This is a genomic window from Microcoleus sp. MON1_C1 (genome assembly GCF_036701945.1).
GTDB lineage: Bacteria > Cyanobacteriota > Cyanobacteriia > Cyanobacteriales > Microcoleaceae > Microcoleus.
Genome location: NZ_JAUBRO010000028.1, coordinates 46,686 through 70,239, shown reverse-complemented (window position 1 = coordinate 70,239; position 23,554 = coordinate 46,686). Strand labels below are relative to the sequence as shown.

Annotated in this window: 19 protein-coding genes; 8 read left to right on the top strand and 11 right to left on the bottom strand. The window is 44.4% G+C overall.

Features of this window, described 5'->3' with window-relative positions; genetic code table 11:
* Positions 1 to 14 precede the first annotated feature (14 nt).
* Positions 15 to 824 (top strand): SAM-dependent chlorinase/fluorinase, encoded by an 810-nt coding sequence (locus tag QUA62_RS17260; RefSeq protein ID WP_333405639.1) that lies wholly within the window; start codon positions 15 to 17, stop codon positions 822 to 824.
* 101 nt (positions 825 to 925) lie between these two features.
* Here QUA62_RS17260 and QUA62_RS17255 read toward each other — a convergent pair whose 3' ends face one another.
* Positions 926 to 1,930: a site-specific DNA-methyltransferase gene (locus QUA62_RS17255; protein ID WP_333405638.1), complete on the bottom strand. Its 1,005-nt coding sequence runs from the start codon at positions 1,928 to 1,930 to the stop codon at positions 926 to 928.
* Between the two features lie 171 nt (positions 1,931 to 2,101).
* Between QUA62_RS17255 and QUA62_RS17250 the strand changes: the two genes are divergently transcribed.
* Complete coding sequence (locus QUA62_RS17250; RefSeq protein WP_190663017.1) at positions 2,102 to 2,905, top strand: helix-turn-helix domain-containing protein; 804 nt, start codon at positions 2,102 to 2,104, stop codon at positions 2,903 to 2,905.
* An 82-nt stretch (positions 2,906 to 2,987) separates the two neighbouring features.
* Here QUA62_RS17250 and leuS read toward each other — a convergent pair whose 3' ends face one another.
* The 3 genes from leuS to aat form a co-directional block, all read right to left on the bottom strand.
* Positions 2,988 to 5,543 carry a leucine--tRNA ligase gene (leuS, locus tag QUA62_RS17245; protein WP_333405637.1) on the bottom strand — a complete coding sequence of 852 codons (2,556 nt, stop codon included), beginning with the start codon at positions 5,541 to 5,543 and terminating at the stop codon, positions 2,988 to 2,990.
* A gap of 641 nt (positions 5,544 to 6,184) precedes the next feature.
* Complete coding sequence (locus QUA62_RS17240; RefSeq protein ID WP_333405636.1) at positions 6,185 to 8,854, bottom strand: NACHT domain-containing protein; 2,670 nt, start codon at positions 8,852 to 8,854, stop codon at positions 6,185 to 6,187.
* Between the two features lie 268 nt (positions 8,855 to 9,122).
* Positions 9,123 to 9,719, bottom strand: coding sequence for a leucyl/phenylalanyl-tRNA--protein transferase (gene aat, locus QUA62_RS17235; protein ID WP_445242358.1), 597 nt, complete (start codon positions 9,717 to 9,719; stop codon positions 9,123 to 9,125).
* 46 nt (positions 9,720 to 9,765) lie between these two features.
* Here aat and QUA62_RS17230 point away from each other — a divergent pair, with 46 nt between their 5' ends.
* Complete coding sequence (locus QUA62_RS17230; RefSeq protein ID WP_006633845.1) at positions 9,766 to 10,095, top strand: hypothetical protein; 330 nt, start codon at positions 9,766 to 9,768, stop codon at positions 10,093 to 10,095.
* 132 nt (positions 10,096 to 10,227) lie between these two features.
* On the opposite strand, the gene rpsN is transcribed toward QUA62_RS17230, so the two are convergent.
* The 6 genes from rpsN to QUA62_RS17200 all read right to left on the bottom strand — a co-directional run bounded on the left by rpsN (position 10,228) and on the right by QUA62_RS17200 (position 13,601).
* A complete protein-coding gene (rpsN, locus tag QUA62_RS17225; protein WP_006633844.1) occupies positions 10,228 to 10,530 on the bottom strand; it encodes a 30S ribosomal protein S14 in 303 nt (100 codons plus the stop codon).
* 303 nt (positions 10,531 to 10,833) lie between these two features.
* Positions 10,834 to 11,043 (bottom strand): hypothetical protein, encoded by a 210-nt coding sequence (locus tag QUA62_RS17220; protein WP_333405635.1) that lies wholly within the window; start codon positions 11,041 to 11,043, stop codon positions 10,834 to 10,836.
* Positions 11,043 to 11,294, bottom strand: a complete 252-nt coding sequence (locus tag QUA62_RS17215) for a hypothetical protein (protein ID WP_333405634.1) — start codon at positions 11,292 to 11,294, stop codon at positions 11,043 to 11,045. The genes QUA62_RS17220 and QUA62_RS17215 overlap by 1 nt, the downstream gene beginning before the upstream one ends.
* Before the next feature lie 131 nt (positions 11,295 to 11,425).
* Positions 11,426 to 12,103 carry an endonuclease III gene (nth, locus tag QUA62_RS17210; RefSeq protein WP_333405633.1) on the bottom strand — a complete coding sequence of 226 codons (678 nt, stop codon included), beginning with the start codon at positions 12,101 to 12,103 and terminating at the stop codon, positions 11,426 to 11,428.
* Between the two features lie 206 nt (positions 12,104 to 12,309).
* Entirely contained in the window at positions 12,310 to 13,404 is a 1,095-nt protein-coding gene (gene rseP, locus QUA62_RS17205) for an RIP metalloprotease RseP (protein ID WP_333405632.1), read from the bottom strand.
* Between the two features lie 35 nt (positions 13,405 to 13,439).
* Positions 13,440 to 13,601 carry a hypothetical protein gene (locus QUA62_RS17200; RefSeq protein WP_333221131.1) on the bottom strand — a complete coding sequence of 54 codons (162 nt, stop codon included), beginning with the start codon at positions 13,599 to 13,601 and terminating at the stop codon, positions 13,440 to 13,442.
* Between the two features lie 57 nt (positions 13,602 to 13,658).
* On the opposite strand from QUA62_RS17200, the gene QUA62_RS17195 reads away from it, so the two are divergent.
* From QUA62_RS17195 to QUA62_RS17175, 5 genes are all read left to right on the top strand, one after another.
* The gene (locus tag QUA62_RS17195) at positions 13,659 to 14,336 is read left to right on the top strand and encodes an ATP-dependent Zn protease (RefSeq protein ID WP_333405631.1); all 678 of its coding nucleotides are present in this window, start codon (positions 13,659 to 13,661) and stop codon (positions 14,334 to 14,336) included.
* 115 nt (positions 14,337 to 14,451) lie between these two features.
* A complete protein-coding gene (locus QUA62_RS17190) occupies positions 14,452 to 15,006 on the top strand; it encodes a hypothetical protein (RefSeq protein WP_190732284.1) in 555 nt (184 codons plus the stop codon).
* A 59-nt stretch (positions 15,007 to 15,065) separates the two neighbouring features.
* Positions 15,066 to 15,623, top strand: a complete 558-nt coding sequence (locus QUA62_RS17185; RefSeq protein WP_333405630.1) for a Uma2 family endonuclease — start codon at positions 15,066 to 15,068, stop codon at positions 15,621 to 15,623.
* A 213-nt stretch (positions 15,624 to 15,836) separates the two neighbouring features.
* Positions 15,837 to 17,267: an MFS transporter gene (locus QUA62_RS17180; RefSeq protein WP_190663007.1), complete on the top strand. Its 1,431-nt coding sequence runs from the start codon at positions 15,837 to 15,839 to the stop codon at positions 17,265 to 17,267.
* A gap of 1,037 nt (positions 17,268 to 18,304) precedes the next feature.
* Positions 18,305 to 20,662: a polysaccharide biosynthesis tyrosine autokinase gene (locus QUA62_RS17175; protein WP_333405629.1), complete on the top strand. Its 2,358-nt coding sequence runs from the start codon at positions 18,305 to 18,307 to the stop codon at positions 20,660 to 20,662.
* Positions 20,663 to 20,877: 215 nt separating this feature from the next.
* Here the strand turns inward: QUA62_RS17175 and QUA62_RS17170 are convergent, their stop codons facing one another.
* Positions 20,878 to 23,337 (bottom strand): CBS domain-containing protein, encoded by a 2,460-nt coding sequence (locus tag QUA62_RS17170; RefSeq protein WP_333405628.1) that lies wholly within the window; start codon positions 23,335 to 23,337, stop codon positions 20,878 to 20,880.
* Positions 23,338 to 23,554: the final 217 nt, after the last annotated feature.

The following is a 23,554-nucleotide window of genomic DNA, read 5'->3' as shown; positions in this document are numbered from 1 at the left end:
TTACCTTTGGATATATGTCTAAAAATAGAATTATAACTCTGCTGACGGATTTTGGATTAAGCGATGTTTATGTGGGAGTGATGAAAGGTGCGATCGCCCAAATTAACCCGCAGTTAAAAGTCATTGACATTACGCACCAAATACCGTCTCAAAATATTGCGGCGGCGAGGTTTTGTTTGATGACTGCTTTTGCTTATTTTCCGCCGGAAACCGTACACGTTGCTGTCGTCGATCCGGGGGTGGGAAGCAAGAGACGCGGGGTTGCGATTAAATGTGCTAATTGCTTTCTTGTCGGGCCGGATAACGGGTTGTTTAGCGGGGTGTTGAGTCGGGAAAGTGCGATCGCCTGTGTCGAACTCACGAATTCTCAATACTGGCGAGATCCTCAACCCAGCAGCACTTTTCACGGTCGCGATATTTTTGCAGCAGCGGGCGCTCACTTGGCCAACGGGGTGGCGTTGGAAGACTTGGGGGAGGATCTCGACCCTGCGAGTTTAGTGCAGTTAGAGATACCAAATTGTGCCGTTACAGCCACAGGTATAGAAGGCTGTGTTCAATATGTCGATCGCTTCGGCAATCTAATTACTAATATCCCCAATAGTTGCATTATAGGTAACAATTGGTCATTGACAATTAGCAATAGTTCTGATGCAATTCGCATCCCCAGCGGTAAAACCTACAGCGACAGGGAACCGGGCGATTTAATTGCCATAACTGGTTCTGACGGTTGGGTAGAAATTGCCGTTAATGGCGGCAGTGCTCAATCAGTATTAAAAGTGGAATGCGGAGCGATCGTGCAATTGCTTTTTGAAACTAACAATTAAAACCATCTCTTTCAGTCCCTTTCTGCTGGAAAATTGTTCGTGTAGAAGCGATTTCAATAGACTGTTTCATATCTGAATAAAAATTCCACTATTTAGCCAAATTAAACACAATAATTATTAACTTCAAAAAGGAGCCTATTTTGAGGTAAAATCAATCCGGATGCTTCCTCAGTTAATAATTGGTTGTATATTGTATCCGCTTGCCAAAAAGATTCTTGAGGCAAAAATCTAAATATTGATGCAGCAACATATTGTTTTTCCTTTTCAAAGCTTATCCAGTTTCTTGATAATTGTTCTGCTGCATAACCCGTAGTATTAGATCCAGAAAAAATATCTACTACCAAGTCTCCCGGTTCCGTAAGAAAATTGATAAAAAATGTCGGTAATTTTTGGGGGAAACGTGCCGGATGCGCCTTAACATTAAAATCCTTGCACCAACGCAAGTATTGAGAATTACTTTCAGAATTAGAAATTTCTAGCAAATTAGATGGAATAGCACCTCCATTATCTTTGGCAAATCGAGCGCTAATATTGTGACCGGAAGGACGTTCTTTGGGCGTGTAAAATTCATCAGCATTTTTCAAAAGTTTTTTCATTCTCTCAGAATACTCTACTTTGACTTTAGTAATATTCGCTTGAGGTTGATTCGTTTTGGAAAGCCACCAAACAGTATTCACAGAATCTTTAGCCCGGATTTTCTTTTTATTCACCCACTCTATAGGAGATGGAAGTTTTGAAGGATTAAACCAGAAAAATTCTTGAGCAAGTTTAAATTCATATTCGTCACATAATCTAATAAGTACGCGGTAATTATACAGCGAGCGTACAGGTATTCCTTTTTGATAAGCACCTCCAAGGTCTATAACAAAACTTCCAGTATCCTTGAGAACTCTTTTAATTTCAGGAGCAAAGCCCAGCAGCCAATCAACATATAAATCTTGATCTTCATTTCCATAACTCTTTTGGCGTTGCAATGCAAAAGGAGGGGATGTAATCACCAAATCTACAGAATTGCTAGCAAGATTATTCAGGAGATTAAGAGAATCTCCCAAATAAGATTGACCGTATTTGGTGGTATAAATTGGGGCGGGCAAAAGGTTACTCATGTTTAATTTAGATTAGTTTAAGGTACAACAGACACAGCCTACTCTCATTATATCAAAATCCGTACTCTCAGTCATACTAAATCCGTACTTTCAGTACGTTGTTTTGTTGAGAAATTCTTCGTACCATTCAAAAAGCGAACTTTCAGTTCGTTTTTATGAATGGTGAGGGGTATGAATTACAAAGAAGCCAGACAACAATTTGCGGCCAAGGTAAGTCAGTTACGCAGAGAAAAAAGGATGACACAGGACGAGTTAGCAGAACTCATAGACAAGACTACTGACTATATCAGCTTATTGGAACGCGGTGAAAGATCGCCATCCTTTGAAGTTATTTTTGATCTAGCTGAAGCGCTCGATGTACCCGCTACTTATTTAATCAGTTTTAGCCAAAGCGGCGAGAGTACAGCTCTCATTAGCACCCTAATAGCTGAACCAGTTTCTCCGTCAGTTGTAGAGCCTGTTGAAGAGGCTGTTACCACGGAAGCAGAACGCATTTCAGATGCTAAACGGCTAGAAAATGCTATGAAAAGCATCCAAGAATTGCAAAATCTGGCTAGTGAATATGGTATTGCGGATATTTTTCAAGATAACGGGGGAAAGACTTTACAGTTATTAATCCTTTTAGGGCTGCGGATATCGCCTGGACGTGAAGGAAACGATGCTATTGATGCTGAAGGAAAAGAATACGAACTTAAAACAATAAATATTGCTCTCAATAGAAGCGGTGGCGTCACTACTCACCATCATTTGAATGAAATTATACTTGACAAATATCGCAGAGTAGAAGCTTGGTATATTGGACTGTATGAAGGCATAACTCTCAAAGAGATTTATAAACTTACACCTGAAATGCTGGAACCGAAATTTAAAGAATGGGAAGAAAAGGTAAGGCTAAAAAACGAGCCACTAAACAATCCTAAAATTCCCTTAAAGCTAGTAAAAAAAGGGCAACTTGTCTACTCTTACAGTAAATAATAGTTGCCCGATAGTGTTTAGAGGGGATTAGGTTGTGTTTGTGTAGAAACGATACGTTGCCTACAGGTAGCGACTTTTACCCTCAAGCTACCACGAAATTAACCAACTTTCCAGGCACCACAATTACCTTTTTAATCTCCTTACCTTCCAGGTGACGCTTGGCTAATTCCGACTCGCGAGCAAACTTTTCCAAAGCAGCTTTATCAGCACCAGAAGGCACTTGAATTGTGCCGCGAGTTTTGCCCATAACTTGAATTACCAGCGTAATTTCATCGGTAACTAATGCAGATGGATCGACAGTCGGCCAAGTTTGCGTATGCACTGATTCACTGTTACCAGTATTGTGCCACAATTCATCAGCAATATGTGGTGCAAAAGGCGCTAGCAAGCGAATCAAAGTGTTAATTCCTTCTGCATAAATTGGCGAATCTTTACATTTAGCATCATTCAAAGCATTGCTGAGTTTCATCATTTCAGAAACAGCAGTATTGAATTGATAATCCCCCTCCAAATCTTCGCTAACTTCCTTAATTGCAGTGTGAATGGCCCGCCGCAAATCCTTCTCAATTTTACTTATTTCAGCATTTTCTACCCCTTGACCGGGGGTGGCGGGGGGGCGTGCAGCAAACTCTGTCACCACGCGCCAAACGCGATTTAAAAAGCGAAATTGCCCTTCCACATCAGCGTCGTCCCACTCCAAATCCTTCTCTGGCGGTGCTTTGAATAAAATAAACATCCGCGCCGTATCTACCCCATATTTGCCCATAACTTCCAAGGGATCAACACCATTGTATTTTGATTTGGACATCTTCTCGTAGAAGACTTCCAAAGCTTCGCCAGTTTGAGGATCTTTTGGATTTGCGGGGTCTATATCTGCTGGGGGAACGTATTTGCCAGTAACGGGGTTTTTGTATGCCATTGCTTGCACCATGCCTTGAGTTAACAGGCGTTTAAATGGTTCGTCACAATTGATTAAACCCCGATCGCGCAAAACCTTGGTAAAGAACCGCGAATACAGTAAGTGCAAGATTGCGTGTTCGATGCCGCCGACATATTGGTCTACGGGCATCCAATCGTTGGTCTTCGCCGTATCGAAGACTTGCTCTTGATTTTGAGCATCGGGATAGCGCAAGAAATACCACGAGGAATCGATAAAAGTATCCATCGTATCTGTTTCGCGCTTCGCCGCAGTGCCGCAACTCGGACAAGGAACGTTTACCCATTCTTCCATCTTGGCCAATGGCGAACCTTTGCCCGTAAATTCTACATTTTCCGGCAACAATACGGGCAAATCCGATGCGGGTACGGGGACTGTTCCGCAGGTGGGACAGTGAATTACGGGAATGGGAGCGCCCCAATAACGCTGTCTAGAAATTAACCAATCTCTCAAGCGATATTGCACTCGCGCTTTGCCATAACCTTCATTTTCGGCATATTGAATCACTGCTGCTTTGCCTTTAATTGAATCCATGCCGTTGAAGTTTTCGGAATTAATCATAATTCCGGGTTCTGTGTAAGCTTCCGCCAGCGGAATCTCATCATCATCCACAATTACTACTTTAATGGGCAGTTGATATTGATTGGCAAATTTGAAATCTCGCGTGTCGTGGGCGGGTACTCCCATGACTGCGCCGGTGCCGTATTCGTACAGCACATAATCTGCGATCCAAATGGGGATTTCTTCGCCGTTGAAAGGATTGATTGCTTTGCCGCCTGTGGGGATGCCGCGCTTTGGTTTGTCTTCGGCTGTGCGATCGATCTCGCTTTGCAGTGCAACTTCTTTGATGAAGGTTTCTACGGCGGCTTTTCTGTCTTCGGTTGTCACGCGCTGAGTTAGTGGATGTTCCGGCGCTAAAACAAGGTAACTGACGCCGTAAACTGTATCGGGACGTGTGGTGAAAACGGCGATTTTTTCATCCATTCCGACAATCGGAAATTCTAAGTAAGCGCCGACTGATTTGCCGATCCAGTTGGCTTGCATTAATTTGACTCTTTCTGGCCAATCTGGCAATTTGTCTAAGTCGTTTAATAACTGTTCGGCGTAATCGGTAATTTTGAGGAACCACTGCCGCAATAATTTGCGCTCGACTTTGGCACCGGAACGCCAGGAACGACCTTCGTTATCTACTTGTTCGTTTGCTAAGACTGTTTGGTCGATCGGGTCCCAATTAACTGCGGCTTCTTTTTGATATGCTAATCCTGCTTCTAAAAATTGTAAGAAAATCCATTGAGTCCACCGATAATAATCGGGAGAACAAGTTGTAACTTCTTTTGTCCAATCAAAGGAAATACCGAGACGGCGAAATAAGCCTTTCATTTGGGCAATATTTTCATACGTCCATTTTGCCGGGGGAATTCCGCGCTCAATGGCGGCATTTTCTGCGGGCAAACCAAAAGCGTCCCATCCCATCGGATTCAATACCCGATAGCCTTGCATTCGCTTGAGTCTGGCAATTACATCGATGATTGTGTAGTTGCGGACGTGTCCCATGTGCAGGTTTCCCGACGGGTAGGGGAACATGGATAAGGCATAAAATTTAGGCTTTTGCGTATCTTCTGGCATCTGGTCTAAGTTTTGCTCAGCCCATGTCTGCTGCCATTTTTCTTCTATGGATTGGGGGTTATATCTGGAATCCACAACAATTGCTCCGTGCAGGGTTTAGTAATGTTTGCTTCAGTATTTTTACACATTCAAGGGGCTTCGATTCTGATTTTTCTGAGCTCCAAGGATTTTGGCTCAAATCTCTGTATTATATATTGTAGTATATGTAATTTTAGCTGGGGGGCGATCGACCAAATATCCCGGTTCGCCCTGAAAAGAATAAGACTTACGCACGCGTGGTCAGAAACCGGGTTTTTACCAGCATACTTCGTTACTGTCAGCTAAACCGCAAAAAACCCGGTTTCTTTGGTCTTGATGCGTAAGTCCTAAAAGAATAAATAACCCCAATTCCCAGAAACCAGATTTCTATGAGAAACCGGGTTTCTTAGCATTTATTCCGGCTTAAATGCTATCTGGATCGCATAGCAATGTGCCTTTTAATTTGTCATCGGGTCGGGGCGGGTTTACGAGATTATGGGTTTCAGGCAATTATTGTTGGTGAAACCCGCCCCTACATAAATATTTTTTAACCCGCAATTTATCATTGGTAATTGATAATTTTATAGGGGCGGGTTTTACCAACTATCTATGTTTAAAACCAATAATCTCATAAACCCGCCCCCACCCAACGACTCCTAAAATTAGAAAAAATGGCGATCGGCGCTCGAATATATCGTTCATTGGCGTTCTAATTCTGCCAATTTTTTCTGGGCAAAGTTGTGGAGCATTTCGTCAGAATCATTCTGAGCGCGATCGCGCACAATTTCTAAAGTTTGAGGGCGATCGGGATATAACTCAATCATAGCTGCAAGAGCTGTTTGCCGCGGGTTACTCCAACGGCTCTTGCCCCGGTGATCGAAGGGGTCATTGATAGCAACCTCGCACAATAACTCAAATAATTTTGGGTCATCTTTCCACCCCCGTGCTAATTCTTGTACTGCTGCAATTCGCACATCCCCATCATCGTCTGAGTGAGCCAGTTGTTTGAGCCAAGGTAAGGTTTCTGGGTCATCTTTCCAAGTGGCTGCAACTGCTGCTACTGCTGGTCTGATAATTTGATAAACTCGCCTGTAATATCCTAGAGTTTTAGAACCAGTGATATTTCCGTATTTAGTTAACTCTTTAACTCGATCGCGCAACTGACTAGCAATTCCATCAATAGTATTTGTATTCCTCACTTCATCCAAACACTGCGCCGCCAAAAAGAGATTGCTAAAATTTTCTCCTTCTCCATTTTCACCAATCAAGTATTCCAGGAGTTCACCTGTAAAATTAGCATCCAGCATTCCCGCCATTAAACGCAACACTTCATGCCAAGACTCATCTCGCCAGTGTTCCCGAAAAATTTGAATCAAACCATCTAATTGCAGTGTTCTTTGTTTCTCAAATTGCCGCACCAACTCCCAAGCACAAAAATATTCCAAAAACGTGCGATGGACAAAAGCAAAATAATCCTCATTGTATCCACCCAAGAAGCACAAAATAAAATTGCGCTCCCGCAGTTGGTCTACCATCAACTTAGCACAAGCAGTTGCCCCAGTTCCCATCAAGCCGCTCAATGAATCAGTAATAGTTTGCCGCAAATCCTCGCGACTAATAATATTTCCTAATTGTTTGCTACTAGACTGCATTGTGTAGGCGATTCGCCCGCAGATACTTTGTTTTACTTCTTCATCAATTACATAAGGGTCAAGTCTGTCATTATTTAGTTTTTCTTTCACTTCAAAGTCCCATTTATGCAGCAGCACTTTTGATGCTTCTTCATAGAGTTTAGCTCGAAAGCGCGGTAACTCTTGATTGCGATTCAGAATTGCCATCATCGTCAGCAATAGAGGATTTCCAGCCAACTCTCGAATCGCCCTCGATTCCCCAATCGCTTTATCCAATCGTTCTAAACTTGCAGCTTTTTTCAAGCGGTCTGTAAAGGTCAACTCGTGCCACTTCTGGATAAACTCTTGAATTTGTTCCGGTTCAAAATCTTGCAGCATGAAGTGATGAAATTGGGCATTTTTCAGCCGTTGCTGCTGGTAGCCAATCACGCGAGAAGTGACAATCACTTTCACCGTTGGATAGGTTTGAGTGAAGTTATGAATTTGGTCAACAATACGATTGCGTTTTTCCACCTCAAACACTTCATCTAGCCCGTCAAACATGACGACAGCGCAGCCAGCTTGCAGCCTTTTGTGCAAACTAGATTTGTTTAAATGCCCGATCCAACTAGAACCGCGCTCCATAAATTCTAGAAAATTATTGCACTCGTTTTCATCTTTACTGCGGTTGTACTTTCGCAATTCAATCAGTAAGTGAATCGGTTGAGATCGCAACTGCAACTGACTGGGAGACAGTTTTGCCCACTGAAGCGCCAGGTATTTTAAGAGCGTTGATTTGCCTGAACCCGGATCGCCTAGAATGACTAGATAAGGGTAATTGACATCATCAATTACTTTCAAAACCGAGTCAGCTTGCTGTTGAGTGTAAGCTTGCTGGTAGCGTTCCAAATCTTCGGGACTAATTTCGGCTGCTATGTCTCCCCGTTCCCGCAATCGCTTTTGAATCTCCTTGGGTAATTCATAATCTTTCGGCAAATATTCCTGACACGATCGCGCATTTTGGGGAATAAATATTTCTTTAACTGTCAGTCGTTCGTACTGTTCACCCGTAATATGTAAATTAGCTAAATCCAAATATTCATATTGTTGTCGCAGTCCTTCTTGATACTTTTCTACCTCAAACCCAACCGGAACCCGAGCAATTGCTTCGAGAGACTGATTTATGCTATCAAGCTTCTGGCTGTCGAGAAATTCTCGTAGTTCCGCATTTTGCTGTCTAATTAATTTAACACTTTCCAGATATTTTTCGGTCACTCGTTCCCAACTAAACGCATGGGGCAGCGAGGGAGTTGGTTGATCCTTAAAAAGATTAGAAGGTACGATCCGAGTGAACGTGGGCAAATTCCGTCGCACCGGATGTTGTAATGTCAAAGTTTGCCAAGACTGATCTAAGAAGATAGCAGTATCTAAAACCCGACAATTCCCTTGAAAGGCACTTCCCAAAACTTGCCGCACTGGAGGTTGTTCGATAAATTGTTGTTTTAAAGGTTGCAGATATTGCTGAATCTGTTTTTTATCTAAACCCGATCGCTCTAATTCCTGCTCGAAAAATATGCGAAAGTCTTTCAGGGCATCGCGAACAGCATCTTTAGCGAAGGGCTTTTTTGCAAGTCCTTCAACATCTTTAATCCTGTCTTTAAAAAAATCTTTAACGTAGTCCTCTAAAGTTGCTATTCCCAATCCCGTCAAAATAGGTTGCACCACCCACTCCAAAATCGCGCTGAATGTTTCTATCATTGCTTTTTTGTCTATCGACTTGAATATTCAACATTATACCGAGGCTGAAAATTTTAGCTACGGGCAAGGACATGGCAATGTCCATTAGTGTCAATTTAACAGTCTTTCGTTGAGTCCGGCAGTCCGGCAGGGAATGAATTCCCTGCCTCAAAGCTAAAGTCCTCTTGCATAGGACTGAAGAACTCATTTAGTCCTCATAGCGAGGACTTTAGCTAAAAGCCCCGTGGAATTCATTCCCTGGCGACCTTTCGGTATTAGCTCAAAGCTTTCAAAATAGGGAACAGCGGCGCTTCAAAGCTGCTTGCAAAAGAGTGTTGTACAGTTTTTCTTTAACAGTATAAGCGCCGAATCTTTCCAAGTGCGGATTGTTCATTTGAGCATCGAATAGCAGATAAGATCGATCGCGCAATCTCTCCACCAACTTCACCATCGCCACCTTAGAACCCTCGGGAATTCGGTAAAACATCGACTCCCCAATAAACGCACCGCCGATCGACAATCCGAGTATACCGCCCGCCAATTCGTCGCCGCACCAAGTCTCGAAGCTGTAAGCCCAACCGGCCTCATACAAACCCCAGTAAATCTTCTTGAGCTCCTTAGAAATCCAAGTCGTTTCGCGATCGGCACAACCCTCAACCACCGCCCCAAAATCGCGGTTTACAGCCACCGAAAATCGATTTTGATTGATTTGGCGACGCAGGGATTTCGGATAGGTAAATCTTTCATCCAGGGGAATCAGCGCCCGCTGACGGCTCGAATACCACCCCAAACTTTCCTCGCCGTCATTTGCCATCAAGAAGTAGCCTTGGGCATATCCTTGTATAATTGTCGGTATATCATATTGCATATATTTATCAGTTGTCATTTCTCAGTTAACTTTTCAAAGTCAACATTAGCAATTAGGAATAATCATGTCTGAAACCATCGAACCTATTACCTTACCGCCCGCCAAAAACCCCGAACAAGAAGGCCAATGGCTCCAACAAACGCTGCTGGCATGGCTAGACTCCGAGTTTATCCCAGAAGCAGCCAACCAGCAAATAGCTAAAAGGGCTGCCCAAATCTATGTCCGCCAGCGTATGGAAGGCGAAAACGACTTGGGCAGCCTCGTAATTGCGATCGTCACCGAAATGCAGGCCTATGATTTTTCTAAAAGCTTCTACGGCGAATTTGCGATCGCCAACGCCGTCAGCGACTTGTTACTCGAAAGTCTCGGCATCGATAAATGCTGTGGTCAGTGAAGCAAGAAGGAGGAAAATTTAACTCATAAGTCTGAAACAAAAATCAACCCCAAACCTAATCCTGCCGATTAATTGTGAGTTTTTTCCTTCTTTCTTCCTTCTTCCTTCTTCCTTCTCCCTTCTTCCTTCGTGCTACCAGCTAGACTTCACAACACCGGGCAAAAGACCTTCGTGAGCCATTTCTCGCATCATGTTGCGAGACAGTCCGAAGTCACGATAGTAACCTCTGGGCCGTCCAGTTGCCCAGCAGCGGTTCCGCAAGCGAGTCCGCGAACTGCTGCGGGGTAGCTGTTGGAGTTGGCGGTGAATCGCCATTTTGTCCATCTGATTGTTAGCTTGGTCAAACTGGTCTTTCAGGTCTTCCCGCTTGTCGGCGTACTTGTCTACGAGTCTCTGGCGCTTTTTCTCGCGCTCGACCATGCTCTTCTTAGCCATAATCTGTTGATATCCTTAGATAAATCACAATCTACTATTTTACTATATTTTTGTCTTTTTGGATAACTTTAGTTTTAAACATTTTTATTTACACACAACAAGTTATCTCATTTGCAGGCTGCCTCAGCTAATATTGTGCGATCGACAGTTGCTCTAATTCGAGCTGACGCACCCTAGGAACTACTCCTGGTTCTCGCCAAGAGTTTGTTGTGCAGCGTGTCGAATGTGGAGGATGCGAACTGCGGACACATCTTCACTTTCGGCAATAGTGAAAAGAATGCGGTATGAGTTGCGCCCTTTACCCTAAAGTAACTGCCTAATTTCTTTACTGAAGTATTGATTTTCCCTGGCGATAGGACAGCATTTTGGCATCGCTGATAAAGACTCGATCGCCTTCAACAATCCCTCATACCACTCCCTTGCTTTCTCTGGTGATGTCATCTGAGATAATAGCAGGAATGCACTATCCGCTTGTGCTTCTGAAACGCTAGAAATTTCAATGAGATATGTCATCAGTTTGTTGGAAAACTGTACTTGGTGCGCTGTGATTTAGCAAATTCATCAAAAGAACGGAACCGTCCTAACTCAAAATCATTTAACCCCTCCTGAATACCCTCAATAGCTTCTTCAGAGTCTCGGGCTTCCCATTCTAATATCCGAGTTAGCAATTGGGCAGCAACAAGGCTAATATCTTGTCCTTCCCGACTGGCTTTTTCACGAAGTAGTGCCTCTATTTCGGGACTGAGGGAAATCGCAATACTCATATACTTACTTCCTTAGCATTAAGCTGTTGACAATAATTATAGCAAACTCAAAAAACTATCTACCGATCGAGTTCATTTATAAACTCTTCATTTCAGCAATTGTAAGGTGCGTCAGATTCTATATTTTAATGCTAGTTGCTAGCCTCGGCACTGACGCACCCGTGGGTAATATTAGCAGAAGGGCACAAATCGGCAAGTTCGCAACTATTGCAAACCGGATTTCTCGCATTACAAACTGCCCTGCCGTGATAAACCAACCGAATCGACCAATTTTCCCAATCCGGCTGCGGCAACAATATCATCAAATCCCGCTCGATCCTTGTAGGATCGGTATGTTCGGTCAATCCCAACCGCTGAGTCAAACGTTTGACGTGAGTGTCTACTGTCACGCCCATATTAATACCAAAAGCGTGAGCGAGAACGACATTAGCCGTTTTGCGGGCAACTCCGGGCAATTCTAGCAGCAGTTCCATCCGCTGCGGCACTTGATTGTTAAATTTATTGACGATCGCCTGACAAGCACCTTTAATGTTTTTAGACTTATTCCGGTAGAAACCAGTCGATCGCACGAGACTTTCCAATTCTTCTATATCAGCATTTGCCAAAGCAACCGCATCGGGAAAACGCCCAAACAAAGCCGGCGTTACCAAATTTACTCGATCGTCCGTACACTGAGCCGAGAGAATCGTCGCCACCAGCAACTGCACGGGAGTTTCGTAGTTGAGAGTACAAGGAGCTTCTGGATACAGGCGTTTGAGGCGAATCAGAATTTCGAGCGATCGTTGTTTTAAACTTAACTTTTTAGGCATTAGTCAGTAGTCATTAGTCATTAGTCACTAATCAGTAGTCATTTGTTATTTGTTTTTAACTGGTTCCCAGGCACGACCGGGGAACCCATAACCAGAGGCTCTGCCTCGCTTGCGTAGCAAAAAAAGTAGAGGAAAAAATAGGAAAACGGAAAAGTAGACATAATTCTTCCTTCTTCCTTCTTCCTTCTTCCCTCTTTCTTCATTTACTATTGCATTAAAAATCGAAAATCTATCCCAGCCAAATTAGCTGTATCGCGAATAATCAAGAAAACTCCCAAACCCAGCAACAACACCAAACCCGTCTGCATAACATTTTCCTGAATGCGGTTCGGCAGAGGCGTACCCCGCAGTCCTTCTATTAACAGAAAAGCTAGCTGGCCGCCATCTAAAGCAGGTAAAGGCAAGATATTAATCACAGCCAAATTGATGCTAATTAGCACAGCATACTGAAACAAACTCGCAGCATCCGATTCGGCAATCCCTGCACCAATCGCCACAATCGCCACAGGCCCGGACAACTTGTCGGCAGTCTGGCTGAAATTGCTAAATAACTGCCCAAAACCTTGAACCGTCAGCACCACAATCCGCTCAAATTCTGTGGCGGCCTTGCTAAACGCCTCTACAATTCCGACCCTCTGCCGCACGACAGTGCCGTTATTAATTAGCTTCACGCCAATGCGACCTTTACCCTCGGGCGACAGTTCAGGAGTGACTGTCACCACAAATTTTTGTTCTTGGCGCTGAATTTCCAACGCTAGGGGTTGGTTGGGATTATGTTCGATTGCTGCGACCAATAATTTGCTTGCTTCAGCGGAAGCCCCCAATTCCTTGCCATCAACAGACAGAACAACGTCGCCCGATCGAATTCCCGCTTGTTTCGCGGCCGAGCTGACTTCTGCGGCGACTTCCGGGACTTTAACTCCCGGTAGGTAGTTCATTTGTGCAGCGCCGACAGTGGTCAATTGCACCACCAGCAGGAAATAAGCAAAAATTAAGTTGGCAATTACCCCTGCACTAATGACGATCGCCCGATCGAGCACGGGGCGATTTTTGAGCAAATTCGGGTCATTTGGGGGAATTGTACTCTCGGGATCGTCGTCCGGGAAACCCACGAAACCTCCCAGGGGAAAGGCGCGGAGGGCATACTCAGTTTCCGGGCCTTGGTACTTCCAGAGGATGGGCCCGAAACCGATGGAGAAGCGGTTGACGTGGATGTGTTGAAGTCTCGCCGCCAAGAAGTGGCCGAGTTCGTGAACGACAATCAAGATACCTAAAACTGCGATCGCTGCCAAAACTGACATGAAGGATTCCACTAACACTTTTACTGGACTTTGATTTATTTTAATATCTTTTTAATATCAGTGGCTTCGGAGGGACAATTTTCAGTCAAACTGGAAGGTGGTGTTTTTGTCGGAAGTCCCGGGTGCTGCGATCGACCCGACGCTGCCAAACCGATCGCGCGATCGTACCTGAGTTTACCTCTAAAACCAATTCCCATTACCAATTCCCTATTACAAATTCCCCATTACCAATTCCCAGTTACCCATTCCCCATTATGAAAGACACTTCTTTGAATATTATCGCTATTTCTATCTTTGCCATCACCGTTTCAATATTGTTGGGGCCCCTATTCAACTTGCCAGAAGCCGTACCTGCGATCGCCACTTTTTGCCTGTTGGGGCTAGCCACCCTTGACAGTTTCCAGTGGCAAGGTCAAGGCGGTACTATTTTATTAGATTGGCTGGGAGGAACTTCCAAACAAAAGCGCGATCGTATCCTTCACCACGAAGCCGGACACTTCCTAGTTGCCCACCTCTTGGGAATTCCCGTAACCAGCTACGCCCTCAGCGCTTGGGAAGCATTTAAACAAGGTCAAACAGCCCAAGGCGGCGTCCGATTTGAAGACGAACAATTAGCATCTCAACTCCAAAGTGGCACTCTCTCCGCCCAACTTTTAGACCAATACTGCACCGTGTGGATGGCCGGAATAGTCGCCGAAAAATTTGTTTACGGCAGTGCAGAAGGAGGAGCAGAAGACCGCACCAAAATTAGTGCAATATTAACACAACTGCGCCGTCCAAGTTCCGAGATTCAACTCAAACAAAACTGGGGTTTGCTGCGAGCAAAAAACCTGATAGAAAGCCACAAATCAGCTTACGAAGCCCTAGTGACCGCAATGGAAGAAAGAGCAACTGTTGCCGAATGCTGCGACATAATTCAGCAAAATTTATAGGAAAAAGGTTACGCACTCTTGCCTTATAAACCCGGTTTCTCTGTAGATTTATCACAACTCCCAAAAAAATGTATATAAACCGAGTTTAAGAGCGTATTATAGGGATTAAAAATTCATGTCAGAACCAAAAAGTTTCCCAACAACACTGCAAACAGCGAACCCAAATACAGAAAAATTGTTGTGGCTGTTCGGTTTCCGGATCGACCCCGGCACCGAAATACCAAATCTATATACTCTAATTGTCTATGGAGAACAAGAGCCGCCCTTAGTAGCCGGCGGTCAACTTGTATTTTTTACCCGTCCAGAACTAGCGATTAACGCTCTCCAATTGTGCAATATCGATGTCAGCGAAGTGGGAAAGCCACCCACACAAATAGACGCTATTTGCGACATTGCAGAAACGCTGTACTTGCTCGATGCCGAAGATTGTGACGAGTCAGCTACTATCCTCAACTGTTTGAACGCGCTTTTCGATTTAGTGAAAGCTACTTTAATACCGATGCCAACGGAATACAAGCGCATACTTTATGATTTTGCAGACCATTTGAATATTGAGGAAGAGTTTGCAAGTTTTTTAGACGCAGAAGATATTCAGCGCTCGGAAATTGTCAATGCCATTTTGTGGTGTGTGGGAGCAATTACAGCTAAATCGAGATTGTTGACCGAGTAATTTAAGAAAAACTAGAATGTGAATCGATAATAGATAATATCGCCCAAGGAAATTGTGCCATGACTGTAACAGATTTACGCTTGTGGACTGTAGAGGAATATCGCCGCATGACCGAAACAGGCATTCTCAATCCCGATGAACGAGTCGAATTAATTGACGGGCAAATTATTTCAATGAGTGCAAAAAATCCTCCCCACGCAGCAACTAATCTCTGTGCAGCCGACTATCTCAGAAATCTGCTGGCAGGACTTGCTTTAATTCGCATCCAAGACCCGATCGCTCTAAGTTATAATTCAGAACCAGAACCGGATATTGCTGTAGTGCAAATCGACCCTCGGCTGTACCAAGATTTTCATCCCGCACCCGACAATATTTTCTTATTAATAGAAATAGCTGACACGACTTTAGAAACAGACCGCAAGCGGAAAGCACCGGCTTATGCTAAGGCGGGAATTACTGATTATTGGATACTTGATGTTAACACGCGGCAAGTTTATGTTTTTCGCGAACCGGGCGAGGCAAACTACCGACAAGAAACTGTATTTAATGAAGATGATGTTTTGTCAATGCTGGCACTTCCAGAAATAGAAGTTCAGATTTCGCAACTTTTTCCTTAAGTAGGAGCAGGTTTTACCAAGAATAATTGCCTAAGACCAATAATCTCGTAAACCTGCCCCCACCAACCTATCAATTACCAATTACCCAATTATAAATTACCAAATCTTCAGGGTCGTCCCGATCGCTACAAAAAATTGAGTATTCGGGTCTAGCGCGAGTTATACTCCTACTACAAAGCCCCCATCTCCAAAATAACCCCGAAATCCAAGTTTATGAGCAACACTTCCCCGCCTCAACCAGCAGCCAACAATCCCGCAACACAAAAACTCAGCCTCTCGACAAAATTAGCTTACGGTGCCGGCGACCTCGGCCCGGCAATTACCGCTAATGTTTTAGCATTTTACCTGCTAGTTTTCTTTACCAATGTCGCTGGTTTACCTGCCGGCTTAGCCAGCAATATTTTGGTAGTTGGCAAGGTTTGGGATGCCATAAATGACCCGATTGTGGGGGTTTTGAGCGATCGTACTTCTCACCCTTGGGGCCGCCGATATCCTTGGATAATATATGGTGGCATTCCCTTCGGCATATTCTTCTTATTGCAGTGGATTGTACCTAGCACGGATCACACAGTGTTATTTTGGTACTATGTTGCGATCAGCATTTTGTTCAACACCGCGTACACGGCTGTCAATCTTCCCTACACTGCCCTGACTCCAGAACTTACTCAAGACTACAACGAACGCACTAGCCTTAATAGTTTTCGATTTGCTTTCTCCATTGGCGGCAGCATCTTTTCATTAATCTTAGCTCTAATTATCTTTGCTGTATTTCAAAACAACCCGAATCAACAATATTTAGTATTAGGTGCAATCTGTGCAGTTATCTCTGTCTTGCCTTTGTACTGGTGCGTTTTGGGAACTCGCAAGCACGTCGCAGCCCAACTATTAGAAAACGCCGAACTAGATAATTCTACATCCTTGCCACTAAAAGAACAGTTGCAGATTGCATTTAGCAATCGCCCTTTTTTGTACGTCATTGGAATTTATCTTTTTTCTTGGCTGGGAGTGCAGTTGACTGCTACTATTATTCCCTACTTTGTTGTTAACTGGATGCAACAGCCACAGTACGTTTTTAGCTTGGTGGCGATCGCAGTTCAAGGCACTGCATTAATCATGCTATTTGTTTGGAGTAAAGTCAGCGAGAGATACGGCAAAAAAGCCGTATATTTTATGGGCATGAGTTTGTGGATTATTGCCCAAGCTGGACTGTTTTTCCTCCAACCAGGACAAGTATTGCAGATGTACCTATTAGCAGTCATGGCAGGTGTCGGAGTTTCCACGGCTTATCTAATACCTTGGTCGATGATACCGGATGTGATCGAACTCGACGAACTGCAAACAGGAGAAAGACGCGAAGGCGTTTTCTATTCGTTTATGGTACTGCTGCAAAAAATCGGATTGGCAGGGGGTTTGTGGTTGGTAGGTCAAGCATTAGAAAGAGCTGGATTTCTATCTACAGTTCCCGGACAGCCGGCACCCGTACAGCCAGATTCGGCGCTGTTTGCGATTCGAGTTGCGATCGGGCCGCTGCCCACAATTGCTTTAATTGCTGGCATGATTCTTACATATTTTTATCCCATAACCCGCGAAGTTCATGCAGAAATCTTGCTGAAACTTCGAGAAAGGAAAGCACAAAATCAGTAAGCGCTAATAAGGAGTAGTTGGTAATTAGTAAAATCTAAAAATAACAACTACCAATAGCTAATCCGAGCCAGAGCAATAGCAATCCTCCCATCCTGTGCGAACTCTTTTTTTTGTTTAACAATGTGTCATCTTCTTATTGCATCCGTTAATTCAAAAAAAAGCCCGTTGCGCGTTTACCGAAAGGATTGCTATAGCTTGCTTGGAAGGCGAATAAAAGCGATAGTTTTAGTAAGAGTCCCGGCACCCAGAAACCTACTTTTTTTACGGAAAAATATAAAGTGCGTAGCGCCATCCGCCCCGGTGGAAAGACCCAGAAGGCTTGAGTTGTTCGAGATGTCGATCGAGCTTGAAAAAACAAATTATTAAATTTTATGTCTGTCGCGCACTATTGAGAGTAGTGTGTGATATACTGGAGAGGTGAGTAACTGTCTAAACTTCAACAGTCATCCAGCTACTCAAAAAGTTTATAATTAAAAGAAAAGACAGATTTTTATCGGAAATTAATTCGATTAGTTGCCGTTCCAAAAATTTGCTGAATGTTACTAATTATATCTACATGGAAAATGCCAAACGTTTTAGCCTGTCAGTTAATGAGTAAGTTAACATATGCTTCTGCCGTTGACTGCGAAGCGAAAAAGGTCATAGATTACAAAGCAATACCAGCGCAAGCGACGGCTGAGGTGTTACAGTCAATTGTAAAAGTTTGGTAAAGTTATTGCGCCCCTACCGCGAAGCTGAGCGACACCGGAAAAAGTTTGCTTCGTCGCCCGGAAACCCTACATACAAGCACAACGCAGCAGACCCAAATGCAGTCCGATACAACTCTCCAGAAGTTGTAAAATAACTTTTGCAGCCGGCACAGCATAGGGATTTAGTTATTTTTGTATACTAGGTGAAAAGAGTGAGAACTATTAGAAGGAATTGGGTTCGACCAACCAAGAATCTCGTGTGATATCCTTAAGCCAATGCTCAAAGTATCAACTAGAAGGCTCGCAGAACAAAGCTGATTTTACCCCCAAAATATGAAAGAGGTCAACATGGAAAGAGAACAGGACGCTCATATCGTACCCATTAGCAACCAGAGCCGACAGGTGCAGCAATTTTCCGTTGACGAGGGAGAAGAGTTAAGCGCGCAGCCTCAGAAAGGATTGAATGTAAAACCGTTGTTGAGGACTTTTCAGCGACAAGCCCTCATAATTATTGGGATTATAGGTCTAGTAGGCGCTGGAGCTGTTTATCAGATCAAGGGAGGCAAGAAAACATATCAAGGCGATTTTCGGATGCTAGTGGAACCAGTGACAACGGAGGCCAGAATTGCTGACCCCGCTGCCCTCGCCAATCGCACCGAGGGGGGAGGAGTACCTAATCGAGATTTTTTTAGTTTGGACTACGCAACTCAACTTGAAATTCTCAAGAGTCCTCAGATGCTTTCTGCTATTGCCAAACAAGTCCAAAAACGATATCCAAAAGTTACCGAAAAAATTCTTGAAAAAGAATTAGTCGTTTTGCGGATGGGAGAAAATGAGATGACGCTCACTAAAATTTTGCAAGTTCGCTTCATGGGGGATGACCCTAAATTAGTTGAGTTCGTTTTACAAGAAACTAAAAAGAAATATTTAAAGTACAGTCTTGATGAACGCAAGACTCGGATTGGTGAAGGTGTTAAATTTATTGAAGACCAGCTTCCGGGACTCAATAAGCGCGTAAACAAGCTGAAATCGGAGTTACAGGTGATACAGCAGCAGCAACAGATTACCGATCCTAAAGAACAAGGCGCGCAATTGATGGCGCAAGTTCGGGCAGTAGAAACTTTAGAGTTAGAAACTCAAAGGCTACTGCAAGAACAGAAAACGCTGTACGCTAACTTGCAAAAACAATTAGATTTTACACCAAATGAAGCTATTGCCGCTTCAGCTTTAAGCGAAGAACCTCAATATAAAGAGTTGCTGACCAAGGTTAAGGAAGTAGAAGGTCAGATTGCTGTAGAAACAGCTCGTTTTAAATCTGCTAACCCTATAGTGGAAGCTTTAGAGCGCAAGCGGGCAAATTTAGTAGCTTTGCTCAACCAGCAAACTGCTCGAATTTTGGGGCAAAATTTAGTAGGCACCCAAGCTAATTCTAAAGTTCAGAATTTTCAAAATTCTATTCGCATAGGCTTGATTAAACAATTGGTTGATACTGCTAACCAAGTTGAAGTCTTAGAAGCTCGCCTTCAAGCAATCACCCAAACTAAAAACAATCTAAACCGACAAGCAACAGAATTCCCCACCATAGCCCGCCGCTACAACGAACTACAACAGCAATTAGAAGTAGCTGCCCGCACCCGCGATCAACTTTTAAGTCAGCGGGAAACTCTGCGCGTCCAAGCAGCTCAAAGCCAAGTACCTTGGGAAATAGTTTCTGAACCAGGCATACCGCGAGATGAGAAGGGCGAGTTGATTCCTGTTCCATCGAAAGCTAAAAACAAATTGGTGATGGCAGTTGTTGGGGCGCTAGTTTTGGGTCTGGGAACGGCTATCCTAATTGAAAAGTTACGCAATATTTTCTACTGTGCTGATGACGTTAAAGATGCGGTTGAAGCACCTTTATTGGGAGCAATTCCTCTTGACAAAAATGCTAGAAAATTGCCGCCTTCTATTGCTAATGCCTATGCTTATCTTGAAGGAAAAGAGGGTAATAAGAAAAATGCTGCGGGATTTATAGAAGCTTTTGACTCTCTTTATACTAATATCCGCTTTCTTTCTTCAAATCGAACGATTAGCTCTTTGGCAATTGGTTCGGCTACAGTTGGCGAAGGCAAGTCTACCGTTGCTTTAAACTTAGCTCACGTGGCAGCGCTGGCGGGTCAGCGAGTGCTGTTAGTAGACGCGAATTTGCATTCCCCCAGCCTGCACTTGCTGTTGGAACTGCCTAATGTCAAGGGATTGAGCAACTTGCTCGATAATAAAAACGAACCCCATGAAATTATCCAACGATCGCATCTAGCAGATAATCTTTTTGTATTAACTGCCGGTCTCCCGGAGCCTGGTACTGCCAGACGGCTGGCATCATCTCAGATGCAGTATTTAATGGAAGAACTTCAGGCAAAATTTGACTTAGTTATCTACGATACGCCGCCGCTGGCGGACAGTAAAGATGCGAATTTTTTAGCGGCGCGCACCGATGGCATACTGATGGTTGTAGCACTTCGCCAGGTTCCCTTTTCTTTAGTCCAAAAAGTTTTCAGTCAATTAGAAAATTTTGGCATACCATGCTTGGGCACAGTTGCGAATCATGCCACTAAACGCAAGAAGTATCCAGCAGCTAGATCATCAGTTGTTGAAGATAAAAATGAATATTTGAATTTGGCACCAACACCGTCTCGTATCCACAAACTAGCTCCTAAAAAAGAGTGACACCCAAAAAAGCTGACCCCCAAAAAATGAATACCAGCCCCCGACAGGAGTCATGGAACTGCCAAAATTTTAGACTCTTGTTCAAGCTCCCAGATTCGTCTGTGGAGTAAATCGAAAATCTAAAATCGTTCGAGTGAGCGCGACTTGACTAAGCGCTCGCCGAACCTCTTAGACCGAAGTCTAAGATCTAAAATCTAAAATTGACTGATGGCGGACTAATTTCCATCCGGGTTGGTAGGAAATGTGACGGTAAAATTAGTCCAGCCATTCCGGCTTTCAACCTCAATTTTTCCCTGCAACTGTTCGACAAGTTTTTGAACCAAAGCTAAACCCAAACCTGTACCTCCTTGTTTCCAAGGATCGGCGTTGGGAACTCGATAAAATTTCTCAAAAATTCGAGGCAATTCCTCTATGGAAATGGACGATTGATTGCTGAGTGTAAATTGGATTTCTGAAGCCACGGCACTTGCTTGTCGCGAATTTGTCCTTTGTCCTCCCTGTTCCCCGTCTCCGTTTTTGCACTCAACTTTCAGAAAAATTTCGCCGTCATTGGCAGTATATTTGCACGCATTGTTGAGGAGCTCGGCTAAAATTCGTCCCAAACTAGCGCGGTTGGAACTGATCGTGGGGAGGTGGCGATCGCACTCTACTCGCAAATCCTGGTGGCGGTCGTGGGCCCGGGTGTAAAACGGGTCGATAATAGTAGGCAGCCAGACTTCTAAGTTTACTGGTTCGAGGTCGATCGGACAAGTTGCGGCTTCGAGCCGCTGCAAATCTAGCAAAGCATTAATCAAATCTGTTTCTCTAGTACATTCTGTTTCTAAAATTTCTAGATAAATCTGGCGCCGATCTAGCGTGGGAGAAATTCTCAACATATGAATAGCCATTTTTATATTAGCTAAAGGCGTCCGCAGTTCGTGAGAAACGGTGCTGAGAAATTCATCTTTGAGGACGTTTAAATGCTGGAGTTCGTGAACTTTTTGCTGCAATTCGGCGGTGCGTTCTTGGACTTGGCGTTCCAGGTCGGTGTTGAGATTTTGGACTTGCTGATAGAGTTGGGCTTGCTGAATGGCGATCGCGATTTGAGTTGCCAGTTGCAGCAGCAAATCCACTTCCGAAGGTTGCCACTGACGGGATTGGGAACACTGATGGACACACATCATCCCCCACAAATTGCCGTCTTGCAAAATTGGTACAATCAAATAAGCTTTGATTTGCGCTTGCTGGAACCGGGCATATTTTTCGGCGCTCAAACAGGCTTGGTCGAGATCCGGAACCGCATAAATTTCCTGTTCGATCACAGAAGCAGATTCTTGCCAAATATTATCCGGCATGATTTCTCCCAAGATTGAAGGCCAATTTTCGGCAACGGATTCTGCCACTACAATGCCGTAATTGCTGGACTCTAAATGCAGGATTGCTACTCGGTCAGCTTGCAAAACTTGGCGGACTTCATCGACGCTGGCGTTGAGAATTTCTTCGAGGTTTAAGGATTGGTGAATCCGCAAGGAAATGTGAGTTAACAGCCGATCGCGCTGCAATTGTTCGTGGAGTTTTGCCGTCCGTTCCCGCACCTGCTGTTCCAGTTTGGCGTTGCGGCTTTGCAGCAGTTCCACTTTTTCGGCTTGCAGTTGATAAACCGACTGCTGCAACTGTTTGACAACTCGGTACATTTCGGTGGGGTCGAGGACTCTGAGCAAGCTGGTCTGAGTAATAATTCCCAACAGTTCTCCGCGCCCGCCGCACACGACCAACCGCTGCACTTGTTGCTGCTGCATTTCTTTGTGGGCCGTCCACAGGGAATCGGAAGGTTGAAGAAATTGCAGGGGAGTTCTCATGACTTTTTGAGCTGGGGTTTGCTCGAAATTTAGTTCGAGAAACTGTGCCTGCACGATATCGTATTCGGTAACAATTCCCAGGGGTTGGTGAAAGGAATAGTGAAAAATGGAGGTATAGTCATCTTTGGGCTTCTCCATTGTTAATTCTTTGTTTTTTGTGATGACTACGCAACTGACTTGATGCTCTGACATCAGTTCGGTTATACTCTGCAGCGAGGCGGTGTGGGGTGCTGTAATTGGCGTAGTCATCAATTCTGCTACCCGCCGCAATTTGAGAATGTTTGAAGGCTGCAATACTTGGCGAATTCTTTCCCGCGTCAGCACTCCTACCAAGTGGCCCAATTGATTGACGATCGGCAAATAGCGAATCTTGTGCTGGCGAAATAAGGATAAAGCGGTAAACACGTCTTGGTCGTCGGATTCTGTGAGGGAGACCGAAACCGGCGACATCACTTCAGAAATTGGTATTTTGTGCAGGGCTACTTTGTGCTGGGTGTCTATTTTGCCAGAAGCTATCAGCCTCACTAAGTCGGCGGGAGTTAATATGCCGATTAACAGTCCGCGGCTGGGGCTATCGGATAAGTTCCCTGTGGTAATAGTCTGCTGGTTCTGCACGACGAGCACGCACCGGGCCCGCACCTTGTCCGGCAGAGAGGTTTCGGTCATCCCCCCCCGGTCTGAGGGTACAGGTGTTTTGACTAGGGGACAACTGTTTTGCAACTGACTCATCAGGGCGATCGCCGCTGCTAAGGAAGTTTCTGGCCCGGCAGTTAGGGGGTAGCGGTCGATCGCTTGTTCTAAGGCTGAGGAGTAAAAGGGCGGGTGGTAAAACGGCATAGTTGATTGCAGGTTGTCAGAGGGCGGCTAACTATCGGGCAAAGCCTTAGGGAACGGCAGAAACACCTCGCCTGTGCTTGGGATTTAAATAATAAACTTTCTCATTGATTATTTCCACGCAATCTGAGCTTTAGATTAATGGTGCCACTAATTCGCAATCTCACGGATCTCAAATCCTTGGGCGGTTTTTACTGCCTGCTTTTCTCCTGAGACTCTC